Origin of the sequence: Streptomyces sp. NPDC014727 (assembly GCF_043083485.1) — a bacterium.
GTDB lineage: Bacteria > Actinomycetota > Actinomycetes > Streptomycetales > Streptomycetaceae > Streptomyces.
This window is the reverse complement of the sequence record NZ_JBIBYR010000010.1, coordinates 151198-172727: the sequence shown is the minus strand read 5'-3', so window position 1 is coordinate 172727 and position 21530 is coordinate 151198. Positions and strand designations below refer to the sequence as shown.

Below are 21530 nucleotides of genomic sequence, written 5' to 3'. Positions count from 1 at the left end.
CGGTCCGGTGGCGGTGGCGGGCGACGGAGGAAGAATCGCGTGGAGCCCCCGTCGTCGAGTAGCGTTGCCGACCATGCGTCTCGTCATCGCCCGCTGCTCCGTGGACTACGCCGGCCGGCTCACGGCCCACCTGCCCTCCGCTCCCCGTCTGATCCTGGTGAAGGCGGACGGGAGCGTTTCGATCCACGCCGACGACAGGGCGTACAAACCGCTCAACTGGATGTCACCGCCCTGCACGCTCAAGGAGGGCGCGGACGACACCGCCGGTGTGTGGACCGTGGTGAACAAGGCGGGCGAGAAACTGATCATCACGATGGAGGAGATCCTCCATGACTCGTCCCATGAGCTGGGCGTCGACCCGGGTCTGATCAAGGACGGGGTCGAGGCGCATCTGCAGGAACTCCTCGCTGACCGGATCGAGACACTCGGCGAGGGCTACACCCTGATCCGCCGCGAGTACTTCACCGCCATCGGACCGGTCGACATCCTGTGCCGGGACTCCGACGGGCAGACCGTGGCCGTGGAACTGAAGCGGCGCGGCGACATCGACGGCGTGGAGCAGCTGACCCGCTATCTGGAACTGCTCAACCGCGATCCCCATCTCGCCCCTGTGAAGGGCATCTTCGCGGCGCAGGAGATCAAGCCGCAGGCCCGGGTGCTGGCGACGGATCGCGGGATCGGCTGTGTGGTGCTCGACTACGACGCGTTGCGCGGCATCGAGGACGACAAGCTGCGCCTGTTCTGACCTTCCGGCCCCTGTCGACGCCGGACGGGCGTGGCCCGTCCGGCGTCCGGCGTTTCCGGGGGCGGTTCAGGCCGCCGTCGGACCGCTGTCCGTGCCCGCCGCCGGGGACGAGGCGGCGGGCCCGCTCGCCGAGTCGGAGGTGTCCGGCGAAGTCGGCGGGGGCTCGCTGACCGATTCCGTCGGATCCGGGGAGTCGGGGTCCGACGGGCTCGGGCTGGGGTTGCCCGGCTTCGTCGGCGTGGGCGACTTCGTCGGGCCGGACGACCTGGTCGGCTTGCCCGACGACGGCTTGCCGCTGGACGGAGTGGACGAGGACGGGGTCTCGTCCGGCCCCGTCGGTTCCGTGGACGGCGTGGCGCTCCCGCTCGGTGTGGTCCGACCCTCCGAGGGGCCCGGCGTCCCCACGCTGTCACCGGTCGCCGCGTCCGCGGGGGCCGGGCCGTCCGTGGAGCTGTCGGCCGGGGCTTCGTTCCCCGTGTCGTCCCGGCCCACCGATTCCTCGGTCGTGACACGGGGATTCCCCGGGGTGTCACGGTCGCCCGTCATCCCCAGCGCCACCACCGTGCCGAGCACACCGACGAGGAGCACGCCCGCGCCCGCCGCGGCCAGATTGCGTCGGGCCCCGCGCAGCGCCGCGAACCGTCCGCGCCGCGCGCCCCCGGGGGCCGCAGGGGCGCTCTGCCGGGACATCACCGTGGTGACGTCCTCGTACGGCCGTGACAACGCCTGGGTCACGGCCGTCGCGGGACCGGCGACGGGCGGCACGGTCACTTCGTACGGCGCGACCGGTGTGTCCTCGACGCCCGGGGTACGGCCGCCGGGCAGCGGGCCGCCTGAGAGGTCGGCGACCAGCGCGAGCGCGCGTCGTCCGGCCACCGCGCCCGACTTGTCGGCGAGCACCCCGCGCATGCTGATCGATGTCTCCAGCTCCGCCCTGGCCCGGTCCGGGTTGCCGTCGCAGAGCGCCAGGACACCCAACTCGTGGTGGAAGTACGCCTCTTCGGCGACCTCACCGGCGATCCTGGCCGCCTCCTGACCGATCCTCAGCGCCCTCTCCCAGGCGCCCCAGTGCAGTCCTGCCGCGAAGGCCGGGGACGCGCTGCGGGCCAGCAGCACGGCCGCGCTGGTCTGTCCCGTCCCGTCGCCGGGGACGAGCCGCGTCATGGCCGCGATGACGGCGTCGGCCTCGGCGGTCGCCCGTGCGGGGGTGACCGAGGGGTGGCCGGCCCACCAGGCGTAATGCTGGGCCGCCGTCCGCGCCCGGTCGGTGCTGTCCGCTCCGTATCCGGCGGCCTCCAGCTGGGCGACGACTCCGGCGGCCAGCCGGTAGCGCGGGCCGGCCGGGGAGAGCAGCCCGCAGCCGGCCAGTTCGCCGAGCGCGGCGTCGGCGTGGGTGTCCCCCACGAGCGCCGGCAGATGTGCCTGGTGCGGCACCTCGCCACCGAGTGCGACCGCGAAGCGCAGGGTGTCGCGGGCGGGGCCGCTCAGCCGTGAGGCGAGCAGCGCGGCGGGAGCCGCGCCCTCGCCGAGGCCGGGCAGCGGGATGTGGACGCCGTCGACGGCCTCGTCGTGCCCGAAGGGCACGTCGGTGCTCCGGCCGTCAAGACCCTCGTACGCCTCCGGGTCGGTGCGCAGCATGTCGCGCTGGCGCAGCAGGGCGCCGGCCTGGACGAAGCGCAGCGGCAGCCCCTCGGACTCGAACCAGAGGTCTCCCGCCCAGTTCGCCTCCTCGTCGGTGAGCGGACGCTCGACGACCCGTTCCAGCAGCTCGATCGAGGAGCCGCGGCCCAGGCCCGCGAGGAAGACCTCTTCGAGGTACGAGTCGGCGGTGGGAGCGGCGACATCCGGATCCGTCGCGAACAGGAACGCGCACTCCGGTGTGGCGTCGAGCAGCTCTTCCAGGGCGGCTCCGCCGACCTCCAGGTCGTCGAGTACGACGACGGCGCCGATGCGCCGGACCCCTTCGAGGAGACCGGCGCGGTCGGGCCGGTGCAGCGGTGCGTCATGGACGGCTTCGTAGAGCCCGTAGAGCAGGTCGGTGACGGTCCGCTTGTAGCCGGAGAGCCGTACGACTCCGTCGGGCGCGAGGTCCGCGCAGTCGTCGGCGACGGCGTTCAGCAGCGTCGTACGGCCGGATCCGGCCGGTCCGGTGAGCCGTACCGAGCGGCCGCGGGCCAGCAGGCGCACGAGCCGTTCGCGTTCCTCGGCGCGTTCGAGGAGCGGCAGTCGGGGGGCGGGCGGCCCCGGCGGCACGGGCGGTGCGGTGGCGCGTTCGCGCTCGGCGCGCTGGGCAGCGGTGCGCCGGGCCGGGGGCTCGGGCTCCTCCCCCGGCGGGCACAGCTCGACCTCGCTGCCGTCGACCGGGTTGACGGTGAGGAGGTGGGCACCCGATATGAGCCGGACGACCCGTGCCTGTTGCGGCGTCTGCTGACCGAAATCCGGACTCATGGGGCCTCCCCTGCTCGGTCGGAGCGGAGAGCTCGGGGAAGGATCGCCGGACGGTCGTCGCCGGTCGGCCTCCTTGCCGAGGCCGTCGTTGTCCCGGCCGTACTCTTCCGGCCCCCGATGTGTCGGGTCCATCACCAAAGCCCCCAGACGCGTCGCGCACGATTGCCCCTTCCGGCCTCGCACGCCCCGCTGTCGCCTCCGGTCCGGTGTCCGCCCGGTGGGTTCCCGTCAATCGGCGGACGGCCGAACCCTAGACGGTCGTACCGTCTCCGCGCACAGTCGGGGGGCCATGCCGCCCGAAGCGCACTTTCTCGTGCGGAATGTGCACCTTCGGCCGACCGTACGGCCGGGGCCGGTCCGCCGGGCCGGGTCGGGCAGTGCCTCAGACGCGCGGCAGGCAGTCCGCCGCGATTCCGCCCTCGATCGCCAGGATGCGGTGCAGCCGGGTCGCCACGAGCAGGCGCTGCATCTGCGGCGGGACACCGCGGAGCACCAGTCGCCGCCCGGCCCGTCCGGCCCGGCGGTGCGCGCCCATGATGACGCCGAGCCCGGTGGCGTCCCAGGAATCCAGCTCGGTCAGGTCGAGCACCAGGTCGCCGACTCCGTCGTCGAGGGCCGAGTGCAGGGCCGTACGGGCGTCCGCCGCGCTTCGGACGTCGAGGCGGCCCCCGACGACCAGCTCGACGTGGTCGCCCCTGATGTGCATATGCGCTCCCCGGGAATACTCCGTAGAAAGGTTCGTCCGTCTGTTCTGTCTCTCCCACAACTGACTGTGATGGAGACAGGGAAGTTGCCGTCTGTAAGCGAACCGATACCGAATTCACTCCGTGGAGTGACCAAGACCGGCAAGGACCCGAACGGGCCCGCCGAATCCGAAAGACGCCCCCCGGACCTCCGGGCCCGACCGACGGCGGATCGGGCAACCGGAGGACCGAAAACGATCAGTACGTGTAGAAGCCCTGCCCGCTCTTGCGGCCGATGTCACCTGCGTCCACCATCCGGCGCATCAGCTCCGGGGCGGCGAACTTCTCGTCCTGCGACTCGGTGTAGATGTTGCTCGTGGCGTGCAGCAGGATGTCGACGCCGGTCAGGTCCGCCGTGGCGAGGGGCCCCATGGCGTGGCCGAAGCCCAGCTTGCACGCGATGTCGATGTCCTCGGCCGAGGCGACGCCCGACTCGTACAGCTTGGCGGCCTCGACGACGAGCGCCGAGATCAGCCGGGTGGTGACGAAGCCGGCCACGTCGCGGTTGACGACGATGCAGGTCTTGCCGACGGACTCGGCGAACTCCCGTGCGGTGGCGAGGGTTTCGTCGCTGGTCTTGTAGCCGCGGACGAGTTCGCAGAGCTGCATCATCGGGACCGGCGAGAAGAAGTGCACACCGACGACGCGCTCGGGACGCTCCGTCACGGCCGCGATCTTGGTGATCGGGATGGCGGAGGTGTTGGACGCGAGGACGGTGTCGTCCCGGACGATCTTGTCGAGGGCCCGGAAGATGTCGTGCTTCACCTCCAGCTTCTCGAAGACGGCCTCGACGACGACATCCGCGTCGGCGACCGCGTCGAGGTCGGTGGTGGTGGTGATGCGGGCCAGCGCGGCGTCGGCGTCGGCCGCCTCCAACTTCCCCTTGGAGACGAACTTGTCGTACGAGGTCTTGATGCCGTCACGACCACGGGTCAGGGCCTCGTCGGTGACGTCCCGCAGCACGACGTCCCAGCCCGCCTGGGCGGAGACCTGCGCGATGCCGGATCCCATGAGTCCGGCTCCGATGACGGCGAGCTTCCTGGCCACGTGTGCACCTCTTGGTTTCTGTTCGCCCCTGCAGCTGGTCCCTGCACGGCCCGGTCCTGATGGTTGTTCGCATCCTCTCCGGCGGAGATTAGTACCCATGAGCGGCCCTGTGGTCGTGAAGAGATGCGCGTCACGTCTCACATGACGGACATCACACCGGCATGCGTCATCCGGCGGCGCGCCGGGCGTAGTTGAGGACCTTCTCGCCGAGGAGGTCCTCGATCTCGTCGAGCAGGACGAGCGCGTCGCGGGACACCTCGGCGGCTCGGCGGCCCGCGGCCATCTCACGGCCGATGTACCCCATGAGCGTGCTCTGCACCCAGGAGAGCTGACCGGCCACCAGGATCGGGGCCGGGTCGTCGGCCTCGGCTCCGGATTCCTCCTGGAGCGTCGTCTCCAGATGCAGCAGGGCCTCCTGCTGCACGTGCCAGAGGCGGGCCTTGAGACCGTCGGCACCCTCGACGACCCGCGCGAAGTGTGCGTACCCCTCCATCAGACCGACGGTGGGCGACACGCCCTCCACCTGGATGCGCAGTTCGCGCAGGACGGCGTCGGCCGCGGACTCGCCCTTGTCGCGGCCCCGGACGTAGCGGGAGAGGCGGTCGACGATGCCGCGACTGCGGTCCAGGAAGAGGTCCTCCTTGGTCGGGAAGTAGTTGTAGACCGTGTTCACCGAGACGTCGGCGGCGCGGGCGATCTCGGCGATCGTGACCGCATCGAAGCCCCGCTCCAGGAAGAGTCCGGTCGCCACGTCCGAGAGGTGCTGCCTGGTCTGGCGTTTCTTGCGCTCCCTGAGTCCCTCAGCCATGGGCCCATCGTAGGGCTCTCATGGGGTCCATGAATATTTGGAGTTATTGCCTTTTTTCAGTGACTCTGTTTTTGTAGTCGCTATGCCAATCATCAGCACGGCCGGCCTCGCCCGGACCTTCGACACCAGGAGCGGCCCGGTGACGGCCGTACGCTCCATCGATCTGAAGGTCGCGAGTGGCGAGATCGTCGGCCTCCTCGGTCCCAACGGAGCGGGCAAGACCACCACCCTGCGCATGCTCACCACGCTGCTCGCCCCCACCGGCGGCGCGGCCACCGTCGCCGGCTGCGACCTGCTCACGGATCCGGCGGGCGTACGGGAGAAGTGCGGCTACGTCGCCCAGTCCGGCGGCGTCGATCCCCACGTCAGCGTGCGGGAGGAGCTGGTCAGCCAGGGCCGGATGTACCGGCTCGGCAAGTCCGCCGCGGTGGCCCGCGCGGGAGAACTCGCCGACGGCCTGGGCCTGACGGAGCTGCTCGACCGGAAGACGGCCTCGCTCTCCGGGGGCCAGCGGCGGCGGCTCGACATCGCGATGGGCCTCACCCACCACCCCGCCGTGCTCTTCCTCGACGAGCCGACCACCGGACTCGACCCGGGCAGCCGCGCCGATCTGTGGGCGCTGGTCCGCCGACTGCGCGACGAATCCGGCACGACCGTCGTGCTCACCACCCACTACCTCGACGAGGCGGACGCACTCGCCGACCGGCTGGTCGTGGTCGACGACGGCCAAGTGGCCGCGGAGGGCACACCCGCCGCCCTGAAGACCCGGTACGCGGGCTCGGCCGACGCCTCGCTCCAGGACGCCTTCCTCGCGATCACAGGGCGCTCGGCCGTGCCCGCCGATGCCGCTCCCGTCGCCGTCTAGAACGGCCGTTCCGGAGGAATCCGATGCTTCTCCACGACACCGCGCTCGTCTTCGGCCGATACGCCCGGCAGACCCTGCGCTCCAGGTTCCAGATCCTCTTCGGCATCCTCATGCCTCTGCTGTACCTGCTCTTCTTCGGCCCGCTGCTCACCGGACTGCCGCTCGGTCCGGCCGGTGACTCCTGGCAGATCCTGGTCCCCGGACTGCTGCTCCAACTAGGCCTGTTCGGCGCGTCGTTCGCCGGGTTCGCCGTCATCATCGACAACTCGAACGGGGTTGTGGAGCGGATGCGGGTGACCCCGCTCAGCCGGACCGCTCTGCTGCTGGGCCGGGTCCTGCGGGATACGCTGCTGTTCATGTTCCAGGCGGTGCTGCTGGTCCTCGCCGCCCTGGTCATGGGGTTGCGCGCCCCGCTGTGGGGGGTGCTGATCGGCTTCGCGTTCGTCGGACTGCTGACGGTCTCGCTGGCCTCTCTGTCGTACGCCCTGGCCATGAAGGTCCGTACGCCGCAGGAGTTCGGACCGGTGATCAACTCGGTCACCATGCCGGCCATGCTGCTCTCCGGTCTGATGCTGCCGATGACGCTGGGCCCCGGCTGGCTGGACGTGCTCTCCCACCTCACCCCATTCCGCTACCTCGTGGACGCGGTACGGGACGCGTACGTGGGCTCGTACGCCACCGCGCACATGCTGTACGGCGTCCTGGTGGCGCTCGGCTTCGCGGCACTCGCCGTCACGGTCGGCACACGCGTCTTCCGCCGCGCCGGGGTGTGACCAGGCCTCTCGTTCGGATCACGCCGGGCTCGATCCGAACGAGAGAGCCTAGGCTGGTCGCATGGTCAACCTGACACGTATCTACACCCGCACCGGCGATCAGGGCACCACCGCCCTCGGCGACATGAGCCGGACCGCCAAGACCGATCTGCGGATCTCGGCGTACGCCGACACCAACGAGGCCAACGCCGTCATCGGTACGGCGATCGCGCTCGGGCAACTCCCCGAGGACGTCGTGAAGGTCCTCGTCCGTGTGCAGAACGACCTGTTCGACGTGGGCGCCGATCTGTCGACCCCGGTCGTCGAGAACCCCCAGTACCCGCCGCTGCGGGTCGAGCAGAGTTACGTCGACAAGCTGGAGGCGGACTGCGACCACTTCCTGGAGGAGCTGGAGAAGCTGCGCAGCTTCATCCTGCCGGGCGGTACGCCGGGGGCGGCACTGTTGCACCAGGCGTGCACCGTGGTCCGGCGCGCGGAGCGGTCCACCTGGGCGGCGCTGGAGGTGCACGGCGAGGTGATGAACGCGCTGACGGCGACGTACCTCAACCGGCTCTCCGACCTGCTGTTCATCCTCGCGAGGACGGCGAACAAGGAGGTCGGCGACGTGCTGTGGGTACCGGGCGGCGAGCGGTAGCCATGCGTGCAGAAGACGCCGGACGGGCCTGGTCCACAGAGCCCGTCCGGCCGTTCAGCGACGCGCGCCCTCCCGTTTCGGGAACAGCGTGTAGCTCCCCGCGATCACCACATTGAGCCCGATCACAAACAGCATCTTCTGCTGCCACGCCTGAAGCGACGACACGTCCCCGTCCCCGCCCACGTACCAGATCGCCGCCTGCAGCAGCGCCAGCGCCACCACCGCCGCGACCGTCCAGCGCGCCGCGGTCCGCCACTCGTGCGCCGCCCGCTCCATCCCGTACTTCGGCGGCTTCACCGGCGGCGGACCGCCCGCGAAGCGGTGGGCGACCCGGGCGTCGACCCAGCGGATCGTGGAGTGGCCGAGCCCTACCGTGAAGCCGATGTAGACCGCGGCGAGTCCGTGCTTCCAGTCGGGCTCCGCCCCGTTCTTCAGGTCGATGGCCGTCACCACCAGCAGCACGACCTCCAGCAGCGGCTCGCACAGCAGCACGGCCGCGCCCAGTCGCGGTTTCCTCGCCGGGTACCGCAGCGCGAGCCCCACGGCCAGCAACACCCAGAAGCCGACTTCACAGAGCACGATCAGCGTGACGATCACGGCACTTCTCCTTCCCGTCCCCTCCAGCCTTCCGGCCGGGGCGCCCGGAATCGTCGTCACCAGTGACGAACCGCGACTGCATCCTTCGATGTACTCACACCTCACCCCCCATAGGGAGGTCCGGGGCCGGGCCGCCGTGTTGGATGGGAGGGTGCTCTCCCTCGCCCGCCCGCACCGCCACGACGTGCTCATCGCCGCCATCGGTCTGTTCGGTGGCCTGTTCCTGTGGCTGCTCGGGCTGCACACGCAGGGCGACCGGGCCTTCGTCGCGCCCTGGGTCTCCCTGCTGCCGCTCGCCGTCGTCTCGGGCCTCGAACTGGTACGCAGAACCGCTCCGCAGGCGGCACTGGTCGTCGGTACGCTCGCACTGGTCGCGGACCAGTTCACGATCGGGAACCTGGCGACGGTGATGATGTTCACCGACCTCATGTACGCGGCCGTGCTGTACGGGACTCCGTCCGCCGCACGCCGTATTCCGGTGACCACGATCCTGATCACGGTCGCGGTCACCATCGGATTCCTGGCGTGGTTCCGCGATCCCCAGGCACTGCTCATCGGGGTCGTCACCGGCATGGTCTCGTTCCTGCCCGCCATCACCGGGGTCAGCGTCCGCAACCACCGGGACGCCGCCGAGGCCGCCCGGTTGCGCGCCGACCAGACCGCGCTGCTGGCCGAGATGGACCGCACCCAGGCGGTGACCGCCGAACGCGCCCGGATGGCCCGCGAATTGCACGACATGGTGGCCAACCATCTCTCCGCCATCGCCATCCACTCCACCGCCGCGCTCTCCATCGACGAGCCGGAGACCTCGCGCGAAGCGCTCGGGGTGATCCGGGAGAACAGCGTCGACGGGCTCGCCGAGATGCGCCGGCTGATCGGACTGCTGCGCACCGGTGGCGCGGCCGGCGAACCGAGCGCCTCGCCGACGCTCGCCTCGCTGGACGCACTGGTCGAGCAGACCCGCACGAACGCCGCGTCGAGCGGACTGACCTGCACCTTCGAGGACACCCGTGGCGAGCGGGGACCGCTGCCCGCGCCGGTCGAGCTGGCGGCGTACCGGATCGTCCAGGAGTCCCTGACCAACGCGCTCAAGCACGCCGCGCCCGGCCCGGTCGTGGTGCGTCTGGGCCGGGACGGGGCGCTGCTCACCGTGGAGGTCAGCAGCGTGCTCGGGGACCGCACCGGGCCGCGCGCACCCGGATCGGGGGCCGGCCTGGTGGGGATGCGGGAGCGGGTGGCGCTGCTGGGCGGCGCGATCGAGGCGGGTCCGGCAGGCCCCGGCGGCGGCACGGAGACCTGGCGGGTGCGGGCCGAACTGCCTGCGGAGGAAGGGATGTTGGAAACATGACGATTCGGGTCGTGGTCGCCGAGGACCAGTCGGCCGTCCGGGCCGGGCTGGTGCTCATTCTGCGCAGCGCATCGGACATCGACGTCGTCGGCGAGGCCGGGGACGGCGAGGAGGCGGTGCGTCTGGCCCGCGAACTGCGCCCGGACGTGGTGCTGATGGATGTGTCGATGCCGCGCCTGGACGGGGTGGCGGCGACCGGGCAGGTGGTGGCGGAGCAACTCGCGGACGTGCTGGTGCTGACGACGTTCGATCTGGACGAGTACGTCTTCGGGGCGCTGCGGGCGGGGGCGGCGGGCTTCCTGCTGAAGGACACCGAAGCGCGCGATCTGCTCGAAGCGGTACGCACCGTGGCGCGCGGCGAGGGGCTGATCGCCCCGGCCGTGACACGCCGTCTGATCGCGGAGTTCGCCGGGACCACCCCCGTACGGGTGGCGAACGCACCCGATCCGGCGGCCCTCGACGCCCTCACCCGGCGGGAGCGGGAGGTGCTCGGCTGTCTCGGCGCGGGACTGTCGAATGCCGAGATCGCGGTCCGGCTCTCGATGGCCGAGGCGACGGTGAAGACGCATGTCAGCCGACTGCTGGGCAAGCTGGAGCTGCGCAGCCGGGTCCAGGCGGCCGTACTGGCCCAGGAGTTGGGCATCTGAGTTCCGAGGGGTGCGGCAATGCCGGAGACGGTGTCGCGGGGTCGGACCGCCCCCCTCTGACCACGATCTTTGGTCTGGACCTCTTGACGATTGGTCCAGACCTTCCTAATCTCACCGAGCACACTGCGGTGAGTGCGCCATGACAAGGCGTGCTCAGGGCGGCGCAGGGTTTGCAGTCCACGGACCACCCCCGTTTGTCCGGACCTCACCCGAGGAGCACCGTTGAGCACTGAAACCCCCCTACGCCGGACCCGATTCAGACTCGGGACCGGAAGAGCCACCAGAGCCAGAGCGGTCGCGGGACTCACCGCGCTGCTTCTTCCGCTCGCCGCGATGGTCGGCCTGGCCTCCCCCGCCGAAGCCGCCACCTCGGCAACCGCCACGTACCTCAAGAAGTCCGACTGGGGCACTGGCTTCGAGGGACAGTGGACGGTGAAGAACACCGGCACCACCGCCCTCTCCTCCTGGACCATCGAGTGGGACTTCCCCTCGGGCACCGCGGTGGGCTCCGCCTGGGACGCCACCGTCACCAGCTCCGGAACCCACTGGACCGCCAAGAACGTCGGCTGGAACGGCTCGGTCGCGCCGGGCGCCAGCGTCTCGTTCGGCTTCAACGGCACCGGCTCCGGCGCCCCCACCGGCTGCAAGCTGAACGGCGCCTCCTGCGACGGCGGCAGCGTCCCCGGTGACAACGCCCCCTCGGCGCCCGGCACCCCCACCGCGAGCGCCGTCACCGACACCTCGGTGAAGCTCGGCTGGACCGCCGCGACCGACGACAACGGCATCAAGAACTACGACGTCCTGCGCGACGGCGCCGTCGTCTCGACGGTCACCGGTACGACGTACACCGACTCCGGCCTCAAGGCCGGAACCGACTACTCATACACCGTGCAGGCCCGTGACACCGCCGGCCAGACCGGTCCGGTCAGCGGCGCGGTCAAGGTCCACACCACCGGTGGCGGCGGCAACCCCGACCCCGGCACCGGCGGCAAGGTCAACCTCGGTTACTTCACCGACTGGGGCGTCTACGGCCGGAACTACCACGTCAAGAACCTGGACACCTCGGGTTCCGCCGCGAAGATCACGCACATCAACTACGCCTTCGGCAACGTGACCGGCGGCAAGTGCGCGATCGGTGACTCCTACGCCGACTACGACATGGCGTACACCGCCGACAAGTCCGTCGACGGCGTCGCCGATACCTGGGACCAGCCGCTCCGCGGCAGCTTCAACCAGCTGCGCAAGCTCAAGGCGAAGTACCCGAACATCAAGGTCCTGTGGTCCTTCGGCGGCTGGACCTGGTCCGGCGGCTTCGGCGAGGCGGCGAAGAACCCGGCCGCCTTCGCCGAGTCCTGCTACAACCTGGTGGAGGACCCCCGCTGGGCCGATGTCTTCGACGGCATCGACATCGACTGGGAGTACCCCAACGCCTGCGGTCTGACCTGCGACACCAGCGGCCCGGCAGCGCTGAAGGGCATCACCTCGGCCCTGCGCGCGAAGTTCGGAACCAAGAACCTGGTGACGGCCGCCATCACCGCCGACGCCTCCACCGGCGGCAAGATCGACGCCGCCGACTACGCGGGCGCCGCCCAGTCGCTGGACTGGTACAACGTGATGACGTACGACTTCTTCGGCGCCTGGGAGGCGAAGGGCCCGACCGCCCCGCACTCCCCGCTCACCTCCTACAACGGCATCCCGCAGGCCGGCTTCAACTCCGCCGACGCCATCGCCAAGCTGAAGGCCCAGGGCGTCCCCGCCTCGAAGCTGCTGCTCGGCATCGGCTTCTACGGCCGCGGCTGGACCGGGGTCACCCAGGACGCGCCCGGCGGCACCGCGACCGGCGCCGCACCGGGTACGTACGAGGCGGGCATCGAGGACTACAAGGTCCTGAAGACCAGCTGCCCCGCCACCGGCACGATCGCCGGTACGGCGTACGCGCACTGCGGCACCAACTGGTGGAGCTACGACACCCCGGCCACCATCGCGTCCAAGATGACCTGGGCGAAGGGCCAGGGCCTGGGAGGCGCGTTCTTCTGGGAGTTCAGCGGTGACACCAGCAACGGTGAACTCGTCGGCGCGATCAACAACGGTCTGAAGTAGATCCCGCGCGGTTGCGCGCACCACCCCGGAAAACGACCGGGGAGACGGGTCCGCCCCCCGTCTCCCCGGTTCTTCGTGCGTTGACGTACGAGACCTCGTGGGCCGGCGCCGTACGGGGCCCGTCAGGGCGCGCACGCCCTCCCCGGACCTCGTCCTCGTCCGGGAGGTGAGGTGCTGCCTTCCGGCGACCCTCTGGCTATGCCACGTTGACCCGCTGGCCGGGCGGAGCCGCCTCCAGCCAGGCGAGGAATCCGGTCAGCGCGTCCTCGCTCATGGCCAGCTCCAGGCGGGTCTCACGGTGGAGACAGCCGAGCACCACGGCGTCGGACAGGAGCGCCAGCTCCTCCTCGCCCTCGGGCAGCCGACGGGCGATCACCTCGATCGCGGAACGCTCCAGGACCCGGCGCGGGCGGAGAGCGTACGAGAAGACCCGGAACCAGTTGATCCGGTCGCCGCTGTACCGGGCGACCCCGTACACCCAGCCCTTGCCCGAGTAATCGGGCTCCTCCGGCACATTCCATCGCAGGCTGCAGTCGAAGGTCCCGCCGGAGCGCTGAATCAGCCGCCGGCGCAGACCGAAGACGAAGAGACCAACCGCGACCAGTGCGACGACCAGCCCGCCCACCCACAGCGCGAGGAACATCTCCACCGACCTCCTCGCGTCGTCGAGTAACGGATACCGCCAGAACCGCACCTGCACCTGCATCGCCTCAGCCGCGGCACGGTCTGGAGTGGTCTCCAGCTCGGGCCGCGGCTGAGGTTAAAGCTACGTTGTCGCGGAGCGCTAGCGCACCGCCACCGCGCGCAGTCGCACGTCGGCGCGCCGCTCGGAAGCGGCGTCCGTGTCCGACTTCGCACGCTCCAGCGCACGCTCGGCGCGCTTGACATCGATCTCGTCCGCCAGCTCCGCGATCTCCGCGAGCATCGAGAGCTTGTCGTCCGCGAACGAGATGAAACCGCCGTGCACAGCGGCGATCACGGTCGCGCCGTCGCTCGTACGGATCGTCACCGGGCCCGATTCCAGCACACCCAGAAGCGGCTGGTGACCGGGCATGACGCCGATGTCGCCGGACGTGGTGCGCGCGACGACCAGGTTGGCCTCGCCGGACCAGACACTGCGGTCCGCGGCGACCAGCTCGACGTGCAGCTCAGCAGCCAAGGGTGGCTCCTCGGGTCACCACCCGGCCCTTCGAGCCGGGTGTTGGGTCAATTCTACGGGGCGTGGTGAGGGGGACGGGACGCACCCGCCCCCCTCGGTGAGCCATGGGCTCAGGAGACGCCGAGCTCCTTGGCGTTGGCCTTGAGGTCCTCGATGCCACCGCACATGAAGAACGCCTGCTCCGGGAAGTGGTCGTACTCACCGTCGGCGATCGCGTTGAACGCTGCGATCGACTCGTCGAGCGGAACGTCCGAACCGTCCACGCCGGTGAACTGCTTGGCGACGTGGGTGTTCTGGGACAGGAAGCGCTCGATGCGACGGGCGCGGAAGACCGTGAGCTTGTCCTCCTCGCCGAGCTCGTCCATACCGAGAATGGCGATGATGTCCTGGAGGTCCTTGTACTTCTGCAGGATTCCCTTGACCCGCATGGCGGTGTCGTAGTGGTCCTGCGCGATGTAACGGGGGTCCAGGATCCGGGACGTGGAGTCCAGCGGGTCCACGGCCGGGTAGATGCCCTTCTCGGAGATCGGACGGGAGAGAACCGTCGTCGCGTCGAGGTGGGCGAAGGTGGTGGCCGGGGCCGGGTCGGTCAGGTCGTCCGCGGGGACGTAGATCGCCTGCATCGAGGTGATCGAGTGACCACGGGTCGACGTGATGCGCTCCTGCAGCAGACCCATCTCGTCGGCCAGGTTCGGCTGGTAACCCACCGCGGACGGCATACGGCCGAGCAGGGTGGACACCTCGGAGCCGGCCTGGGTGTACCGGAAGATGTTGTCGATGAAGAAGAGCACGTCCTGCTTCTGCACATCGCGGAAGTACTCCGCCATGGTCAGACCGGCCAGCGCCACACGAAGACGCGTGCCCGGCGGCTCGTCCATCTGACCGAAGACGAGCGCCGTCTTGTCGATGACGCCCGAGTCGGCCATCTCCTCGATGAGGTCGTTGCCCTCACGGGTACGCTCACCGACGCCCGCGAACACCGACACACCGTCGTGGTTGTTGGCGACGCGGTAGATCATTTCCTGGATCAGAACGGTCTTGCCGACACCGGCACCACCGAACAGACCGATCTTTCCACCCTTGACGTACGGGGTGAGCAGGTCGATGACCTTGACACCGGTCTCGAACATCTCGGTCTTGGACTCGAGCTGGTCGAAGCTGGGCGCCTTGCGGTGGATCGGCCAGCGCTCGGTGACCTCGGCCTCGGCCTCGGGCTTGTTCAGGATCTGGCCAAGGGTGTTGAACACCTTGCCCTTGGTGATGTCGCCGACCGGGACCGTGATGCCGGTGCCCGTGTCGGTCACCGGGGCCTGGCGGACCAGGCCGTCGGTGGGCTGCATCGAGATCGCGCGGATCACGCCGTCGCCGAGGTGCTGGGCGACCTCGAGCGTCAGCGTCTTGAGCTTGCCGTCCTCGGCCGGGTCGGCCACCTCGACGGTCAGCGCGTTGTAGATGTCCGGCATCGCGTCGACGGGGAACTCCACGTCGACGACCGGGCCGATGACCCGGGCGACGCGGCCCGTGGCAACGGCCGTCTCAACTGTCGTCGTCATTACTTGTCACTCCCCGCGGTCGCGTCGGCCAGCGCACTGGCACCGCCGACGATCTCGCTGATTTCCTGGGTGATTTCGGCCTGGCGGGCCGCATTGGCAAGCCGGGAGAGGCTCTTGATGAGCTCACCGGCGTTGTCGGTGGCCGACTTCATCGCGCGGCGGCGGGCGGCGTGCTCGGAAGCAGCGGCCTGCAGCAGCGCGTTGTAGATCCGGCTCTCGACGTAGCGCGGAAGCAGGGCGTCGAGGACGTCCTCCGCCGACGGCTCGAAGTCGAAGAGCGGCAGGATCTCGCCCTTGCCGTCCTCCTCCTTCGCGGCTTCGAGACTGAGCGGCAGCATCCGGTTGTCCACCGGGTTCTGCGTCATCATCGACACGAACTCCGTGAAGACGATGTGCAGCTCGTCCACGCCGCCCTCGGCGGTCTCCTTGGTGACCGCTTCGATCAGCGGAGCCGCGGCCCGCTTCGCATCCGCGTACGTCGGGCTGTCGGTGAAGCCCGTCCACGATTCCTCGATCTTGCGCTCGCGGAATCCGTAGTAGGCGACACCCTTGCGGCCGATCACATACGTGACGACCTCCTTGCCCTCACCGCGCAGCCGCTCGGTCAGTCGCTCCGCGGCCTTGATGGCGTTGGAGGAGTAACCGCCGGCCAGACCGCGGTCGCTCGTGATGAGCAGGACCGCGGCCCGCGCCGGAGCGTCGGCCTCGGTGGTCAGCGGGTGCTTGGTGGTGGAGCCGGTCGCGACCGCGGTCACCGCGCGGGTGAGCTCGGTCGCGTACGGCGTCGACGCCGCCACCTGGCGCTGCGCCTTGACGATGCGCGAAGCGGCGATCATCTCCATCGCCTTGGTGATCTTCTTCGTGGCGGTGACGGAGCGAATGCGGCGCTTGTAAACGCGAAGCTGAGCGCCCATCGATCAGCCCTCGCCCAGGAGCTTGCCGTCCGAGGTCTCGAACTGCTGCTTGAAGGCGGCGACCGCGTCGGCAATCGCCTGCAGCGTGTCATCGGACATCTTGGCGCCCTCGGCGATGCTGGTCAGGAGCTCCTTGCGCTCACGGCGCAGGTACTCCAGCAGCTCGCTCTCGAAGCGACGGATGTCCTCGACCGGGACGTCGTCCATCTTGCCGTTGGTGCCGGCCCAGATGGAGACGACCTGCTCCTCGACCGGGAACGGCTGGTACTGCGGCTGCTTCAGCAGCTCGACCATGCGCTTACCGCGCTCCAGCGACGCCTTCGAAGCCGCGTCCAGGTCGGAACCGAAGGCGGCGAACGCCTCCAGCTCGCGGTACTGGGCGAGGTCGACACGGAGTCGGCCGGAGACCTGGCGCATGGCCTTGTGCTGGGCGGAGCCACCGACACGGGAGACCGAGATACCGACGTTCAGGGCCGGACGCTGGCCGGCGTTGAACAGGTCGGACTCCAGGAAGCACTGGCCGTCGGTGATGGAGATGACGTTGGTCGGAATGAACGCCGACACGTCGTTCGCCTTGGTCTCGACGATCGGGAGACCCGTCATCGAACCGGCGCCCATCTCGTCGGAGAGCTTCGCGCAGCGCTCCAGCAGACGCGAGTGGAGGTAGAAGACGTCGCCCGGGTAGGCCTCGCGGCCCGGCGGACGGCGCAGCAGAAGCGACACGGCGCGGTAGGCGTCGGCCTGCTTCGAGAGGTCGTCGAAGATGATCAGGACGTGCTTGCCCTGGTACATCCAGTGCTGACCGATGGCCGAACCGGTGTACGGCGCCAGGTACTTGAAGCCGGCCGGGTCGGACGCCGGGGCGGCGACGATGGTCGTGTACTCGAGCGCGCCGGCCTCTTCCAGGGCACCACGCACGGAGGCGATGGTGGAACCCTTCTGACCGATGGCGACGTAGATGCAGCGCACCTGCTTGTTCACGTCACCCGAGCGCCAGTTGTCGCGCTGGTTGATGATCGTGTCGACGGCCAGAGCGGTCTTACCCGTCTGACGGTCACCAATGATCAGCTGACGCTGGCCGCGGCCGATCGGCACCATGGCGTCGACTGCCTTGTAGCCGGTCTGCATCGGCTCGTGCACCGACTTACGGACCATGACGCCAGGGGCCTGCAGCTCGAGGGCGCGGCGGCTGTCGGTCGCGATCTCGCCGAGACCGTCGATCGGGTTGCCGAGCGGGTCGACGACGCGGCCGAGGTAGCCCTCGCCGACGCCGACGGAGAGCACCTCACCGGTGCGCTGCACCGGCTGGCCCTCTTCGATGCCGCTGAACTCGCCGAGGACGATCGCACCGATCTCGCGCTCCTCGAGGTTGAGGGCGAGACCGAGGGTGCCGTCCTCGAACTTCAGCAGCTCGTTCGCCATGGCCGAGGGAAGACCCTCGACCTTCGCGATGCCGTCGCCGGCAACGCTGACCGTACCGACCTCCTCGCGCGAGGCCGCGTCCGGCTTGTACGCCTGGACAAAGTTCTCCAGCGCGTCCCGGATCTCCTCCGGCCGGATCGTGAGCTCCGCCATCTGGGTTCCCTGCTCTCCTTGTTGGGCCCGAAGTTTCTTAAGGGGGTCTGGGGGCCGACCCCCAGGAATCTTCTGCAATTTCTGCACGGCCCAACCGGGCCGCTGGTCTTGCTCTGTTCTGTTGCTGCGCTGTGCTCGTCAGCCGGCCATGCGACGGGTCGCCTCGTCGAGGCGCTCCGCGATGGTGCCGTTGATGACCTCGTCACCGACCCGCACCGCGATCCCGCCGAGGACCATGGGGTCCACATCGAGATTCAGGTGCATCGGACGGCCGTAGATCTTCGCCAGTGCGGCGCCGAGACGCTGCTTCTGCTGATCGCTCAGCGGCACTGCCGAAGTGACCACCGCGACCATCCGGTCCCGGCGCTCCGCGGCAAGCTTGGAGAGGGACTCGAGTCCCGCTTCAAGGCTACGTCCACGCGGCTGGGTGACAAGCCGCACGACGACGCGCTCGGTGGCGGGCCGCGCCTTGCCGCCGAGCAGGCTGCGCAGCAGCTCGCCCTTGGCGGCGGAGGAAGCGGACCGGCTGGTGAGCGCGGCGCGCAGCTCCTTGTCGGAAGCCACGATCCGGCCGAACCGGAACAGCTCGTCCTCGACGTCGTCGAGGTCTCCGCTGCGCTGGGCGGCGGTGAGGTCCGCGGTGTTCGCCAGTTCCTCGACCGAGTCGACCAGGTCACGCGACTGCGACCAGCGGGAGCGGACCATGCCGGAGATCAGGTCGACGGTCTCGCCGCCCACCTGGCCGCGCAGCAGTCGTCCGGCCAGCTCGGCCTTGGCCTCGCCGGGCTGCGACGGGTCGGTCAGGACCCGTCGCAGGGAGACCTCGCGCTGGAGCAGCGCCGTGACGGCGGCCAGCTCCTCGGCGAGCTTCGCCGCGTCGACCGACGTGTGGTCGGTCAGCGCGTCGAGACGCTCACGTGCGGCAGCCAGTGCCTCGCGGCTCGCGCCGTTCATCGGACAGCCTCGGCCTTCGCCTCGAGCTCGTCGAGGAAACGGTCGACGGTGCCGCTCTGCCGGGCGTGGTCCTCGAGGGACTCGCCGACGAGCTTGCCGGCCAGGTCGGTGGCGAGCTTGCCCACGTCCTGACGCAGCGCGGAGGCGGCGGCCTTGCGGTCGGCCTCGATCTGGGCGTGGCCGGCAGCGATGATCTCCTCGCGCTGCCGCTGGCCTTCCGCCCGCATCTCCTGCAGGATCACGGCGCCCTGCTCCTGCGCCTCCTGGCGCAGGCGCGCGGCCTCGTGACGAGCCTCGGCGAGCTGAGCCTTGTACTGCTCAAGAACGCTCTGGGCCTCGGTCTGGGCCGCATCGGCCTTCTCGATACCGCCTTCGATGGCCTCGCGGCGCTCTTCCAGAACCTTGTTGATGTTCGGGAGGAGCTTCTTGGCGAGGAAGCCGAAGACGATGACGAAGGCGATCAGACCGATGACGAGCTCAGGGATCGGCGGAAAGAGCGGATTCTCCGCGCCTTCGGCCGCGAGCTGAACCACGGGGTTCACATCAGTGCCTTTCGTCGGAACGGACTAGTCGCGGTTCGTCAGCTGTAGACGAACGGCATGACCAGACCGATCAGGGCGAGCGCCTCACAGAAGGCGAAGCCGAGGATCTGGTTGGCGCGGATCAGACCGGCAGCCTCGGGCTGACGGGCGAGAGCCTGCGTGCCGTTACCGAAGATGATGCCGACGCCGACGCCCGGGCCGATGGCGGACAGGCCATAACCGATGGAGCTGAGGGAACCGGTGACGGCGGCAAGGGTCTGGGACATGCCAGTTCTTCCTTCTCTTTCACGGACCGGCGGGGGTTGGCCACCGGACGACTGGGGGTAGGGGAGGCGCGATCAGTGGTGCTCGGCGACAGCGCCCTGGATGAAGCTGCACGCCAGGAGCACGAAGACGTACGCCTGAACAGCCTGGATGAAGAGCTCGAAGGCCGTCATCACGATGACCATCACGAACGAGACACCCGCGTAGGCGATACCGATGCCGTTGAGCAGGTACCAGCTGGCGATGGTGAAGAGCAGGAGCAGCGTGTGACCCGCGAACATGTTCGCGAAGAGTCGGACCGCGTGCGTGAAGGGGCGGACCAGGACGTTCGAGAAGAACTCGATGACCATGACCAGCGGCAGGACCGGGCCGAGCGACTTGTCGTAGCCCGTCAGGTTCTTGAAGCCGCCGACGAAGCCGTGCCGCTTGAAGGTGATGCTCATCCAGAGGACGTAGACGATCAGCGCCAGGCCGGCCGGGTACGCGATGACCGACGTCACCGGGAACTGGGCGAGCGGGATGATCGACCAGAGGTTCATCATCCACACGAAGAAGAAGATCGAGACCATCAGCGGGACGTACTTCTCGCCCTCGCGCTTGCCGAGCGTCTCGTAGACGATGCCTCGGCGGACGAAGTCGTATCCGGCCTCGGCGACCATCTGCAGCTTGCCCGGAACGACCTTCGGCTTACGGAAGGCGGCCCAGAAGAAGCCGACGATGATGACCGTACCGAGGAGCGCCAGCAGCATCGTCTTGTTGAAGTAGATGTTGCTGTCCGCGTCACCGAAGATCGGCTCGAACAGGAAAGAGTGCAAGCCAGGACCCGGGAAACCACAACCGGAGAAGATGTGGCAATCGGTCTCGAAGGCGAGCACCTGTGTCGGGTCAGCACTCACCGCGGGCTCCTTCAGCGTGGCGCATAGGTACGGCAACCTCGTTGTGTCGGCGCGGCGCGCAGCCGCGGTTCGGCACTGGACTGGTGTTACGGATGTGTGAGCGGCAGTCAGGCATTGAGCCTCGCGATCGAGCAGGCGTCAGCTCACATGCCCGCGCCCGCAGTGCCGCAGTTGGAACCGGACGATAGCAGGGTCCCGGACTTGCACTTATTCCGCCCCTACCCTTCACGTCTCGGACCCGGTGTTCTTGGGCTTGTCACCCTTGTCCTTGCCGGATTCGGGTTCGACGTAAAGGATCTTGGCCTTCATGTGCGCACGCGTCTGCGCGCCGATCCACACGAGGGTCGTCGCGACCAGCGTGATCGCGAAGGCCTTCGGGTTGAACATCGTGGTGTTCTTGAATGCGGCGACGAAAATGAACAACAGGAGAAGCTGAGCCGTGTACAGCATCAGCCCCATCGCCTGGAACAGGTGGGGGAGGGACCGCGCGGTCCGCTGCAGGACCATGAGTCCGATCCCCATGAAGAGGATCACCACGATCGCCGCAACGGCCGCGCCCAGGGCTCCCTTGCCGCCTGCGACGCCACCGCTGACGGCGGCGGCAACAGCGCCGGCGACAGCGGTGGGTACGGCGGCTTGGAGGAGAGTCCGGACGTCGTTGGACGGCATGGCGGCAGCTCCGCTTGCTGGGGGTGGGCAGTGTGTCGTCATGGACGAGCGTAGGCCCGGTTCGAGTCGATACCTCAGGCCGATGGACCGTGGTACTCAGGTCCTTCAACTCCGTCACCGGGCTTCGTGAACGGTATCACAAACTATTTGATGAGGTCTTTACCAAGAAAGTGTGCTTGCTGTCACACGTGAGAGTGAACGTGCGCGTGTGAGCAAGACAACGCAATATCTTGCCTGGTATTGCCCCCC

At 69.1% G+C, this 21530-nt stretch carries 22 protein-coding genes; 7 read left to right on the top strand and 15 right to left on the bottom strand.

Annotation, left to right across the window (positions count from 1 at the left end; all coding sequences use genetic code 11):
* Positions 1–73 precede the first annotated feature (73 nt).
* Positions 74–745: an endonuclease NucS gene (gene nucS / locus ACF1B9_RS18180; protein WP_391741843.1), complete on the top strand. Its 672-nt coding sequence runs from the start codon at positions 74–76 to the stop codon at positions 743–745.
* 66 nt (positions 746–811) lie between these two features.
* Here nucS and ACF1B9_RS18175 read toward each other — a convergent pair whose 3' ends face one another.
* The 4 genes from ACF1B9_RS18175 to ACF1B9_RS18160 form a co-directional block, all read right to left on the bottom strand.
* Complete coding sequence (locus ACF1B9_RS18175; RefSeq protein ID WP_391741841.1) at positions 812–3325, bottom strand: ATP-binding protein; 2514 nt, start codon at positions 3323–3325, stop codon at positions 812–814.
* 250 nt (positions 3326–3575) lie between these two features.
* Entirely contained in the window at positions 3576–3899 is a 324-nt protein-coding gene (locus ACF1B9_RS18170; RefSeq protein ID WP_391741840.1) for an STAS domain-containing protein, read from the bottom strand.
* A 235-nt stretch (positions 3900–4134) separates the two neighbouring features.
* Positions 4135–4983 carry a 3-hydroxyacyl-CoA dehydrogenase family protein gene (locus ACF1B9_RS18165; RefSeq protein ID WP_391741839.1) on the bottom strand — a complete coding sequence of 283 codons (849 nt, stop codon included), beginning with the start codon at positions 4981–4983 and terminating at the stop codon, positions 4135–4137.
* 166 nt (positions 4984–5149) lie between these two features.
* Complete coding sequence (locus tag ACF1B9_RS18160; RefSeq protein ID WP_391741837.1) at positions 5150–5791, bottom strand: TetR/AcrR family transcriptional regulator; 642 nt, start codon at positions 5789–5791, stop codon at positions 5150–5152.
* Positions 5792–5873: 82 nt separating this feature from the next.
* On the opposite strand from ACF1B9_RS18160, the gene ACF1B9_RS18155 reads away from it, so the two are divergent.
* The 3 genes from ACF1B9_RS18155 (at position 5874) to ACF1B9_RS18145 (ending at position 8063) form a co-directional block, all read left to right on the top strand.
* Complete coding sequence (locus tag ACF1B9_RS18155; protein WP_391741836.1) at positions 5874–6656, top strand: ABC transporter ATP-binding protein; 783 nt, start codon at positions 5874–5876, stop codon at positions 6654–6656.
* Positions 6657–6679: 23 nt separating this feature from the next.
* Positions 6680–7429 (top strand): ABC transporter permease, encoded by a 750-nt coding sequence (locus ACF1B9_RS18150; RefSeq protein ID WP_391741834.1) that lies wholly within the window; start codon positions 6680–6682, stop codon positions 7427–7429.
* Positions 7430–7490: 61 nt separating this feature from the next.
* Positions 7491–8063 carry a cob(I)yrinic acid a,c-diamide adenosyltransferase gene (locus ACF1B9_RS18145; protein WP_351077747.1) on the top strand — a complete coding sequence of 191 codons (573 nt, stop codon included), beginning with the start codon at positions 7491–7493 and terminating at the stop codon, positions 8061–8063.
* 54 nt (positions 8064–8117) lie between these two features.
* On the opposite strand, the gene ACF1B9_RS18140 is transcribed toward ACF1B9_RS18145, so the two are convergent.
* A complete protein-coding gene (locus ACF1B9_RS18140; RefSeq protein WP_351077749.1) occupies positions 8118–8660 on the bottom strand; it encodes a hypothetical protein in 543 nt (180 codons plus the stop codon).
* A 151-nt stretch (positions 8661–8811) separates the two neighbouring features.
* Here ACF1B9_RS18140 and ACF1B9_RS18135 point away from each other — a divergent pair, with 151 nt between their 5' ends.
* The 3 genes from ACF1B9_RS18135 (at position 8812) to ACF1B9_RS18125 (ending at position 12755) form a co-directional block, all read left to right on the top strand.
* A complete protein-coding gene (locus ACF1B9_RS18135; RefSeq protein WP_391741913.1) occupies positions 8812–10008 on the top strand; it encodes a sensor histidine kinase in 1197 nt (398 codons plus the stop codon).
* On the top strand, positions 10005–10655 hold the full coding sequence (locus tag ACF1B9_RS18130) for a response regulator (RefSeq protein ID WP_391741832.1): 651 nt from the start codon (positions 10005–10007) through the stop codon (positions 10653–10655). The genes ACF1B9_RS18135 and ACF1B9_RS18130 overlap by 4 nt, the downstream gene beginning before the upstream one ends.
* A gap of 222 nt (positions 10656–10877) precedes the next feature.
* Entirely contained in the window at positions 10878–12755 is a 1878-nt protein-coding gene (locus tag ACF1B9_RS18125; RefSeq protein ID WP_391741830.1) for a glycosyl hydrolase family 18 protein, read from the top strand.
* A 196-nt stretch (positions 12756–12951) separates the two neighbouring features.
* Here ACF1B9_RS18125 and ACF1B9_RS18120 read toward each other — a convergent pair whose 3' ends face one another.
* From ACF1B9_RS18120 to ACF1B9_RS18075, 10 genes are all read right to left on the bottom strand, one after another.
* Positions 12952–13398, bottom strand: coding sequence for a DUF2550 domain-containing protein (locus ACF1B9_RS18120; protein WP_351077908.1), 447 nt, complete (start codon positions 13396–13398; stop codon positions 12952–12954).
* Positions 13399–13539: 141 nt separating this feature from the next.
* Positions 13540–13914 carry a F0F1 ATP synthase subunit epsilon gene (locus tag ACF1B9_RS18115; RefSeq protein ID WP_391741829.1) on the bottom strand — a complete coding sequence of 125 codons (375 nt, stop codon included), beginning with the start codon at positions 13912–13914 and terminating at the stop codon, positions 13540–13542.
* Between the two features lie 110 nt (positions 13915–14024).
* On the bottom strand, positions 14025–15467 hold the full coding sequence (gene atpD / locus ACF1B9_RS18110; RefSeq protein ID WP_391741828.1) for a F0F1 ATP synthase subunit beta: 1443 nt from the start codon (positions 15465–15467) through the stop codon (positions 14025–14027).
* The gene (locus tag ACF1B9_RS18105; RefSeq protein ID WP_391741827.1) at positions 15467–16381 is read right to left on the bottom strand and encodes a F0F1 ATP synthase subunit gamma; all 915 of its coding nucleotides are present in this window, start codon (positions 16379–16381) and stop codon (positions 15467–15469) included. Before ACF1B9_RS18105 ends, atpD begins: the two co-directional genes overlap by 1 nt.
* Positions 16382–16384: 3 nt before the next feature.
* Positions 16385–17956, bottom strand: a complete 1572-nt coding sequence (atpA, locus tag ACF1B9_RS18100) for a F0F1 ATP synthase subunit alpha (RefSeq protein WP_391741826.1) — start codon at positions 17954–17956, stop codon at positions 16385–16387.
* A gap of 138 nt (positions 17957–18094) precedes the next feature.
* Complete coding sequence (locus tag ACF1B9_RS18095) at positions 18095–18910, bottom strand: F0F1 ATP synthase subunit delta (protein ID WP_391741825.1); 816 nt, start codon at positions 18908–18910, stop codon at positions 18095–18097.
* On the bottom strand, positions 18907–19452 hold the full coding sequence (locus ACF1B9_RS18090; RefSeq protein WP_391741823.1) for a F0F1 ATP synthase subunit B: 546 nt from the start codon (positions 19450–19452) through the stop codon (positions 18907–18909). The genes ACF1B9_RS18095 and ACF1B9_RS18090 overlap by 4 nt, the downstream gene beginning before the upstream one ends.
* A gap of 38 nt (positions 19453–19490) precedes the next feature.
* Entirely contained in the window at positions 19491–19718 is a 228-nt protein-coding gene (locus ACF1B9_RS18085) for a F0F1 ATP synthase subunit C (protein ID WP_351077768.1), read from the bottom strand.
* A 72-nt stretch (positions 19719–19790) separates the two neighbouring features.
* Positions 19791–20627: a F0F1 ATP synthase subunit A gene (gene atpB, locus ACF1B9_RS18080; protein ID WP_376213743.1), complete on the bottom strand. Its 837-nt coding sequence runs from the start codon at positions 20625–20627 to the stop codon at positions 19791–19793.
* A gap of 210 nt (positions 20628–20837) precedes the next feature.
* Positions 20838–21281 (bottom strand): hypothetical protein, encoded by a 444-nt coding sequence (locus ACF1B9_RS18075; RefSeq protein ID WP_391741821.1) that lies wholly within the window; start codon positions 21279–21281, stop codon positions 20838–20840.
* Between the last annotated feature and the right edge of the window lie 249 nt (positions 21282–21530).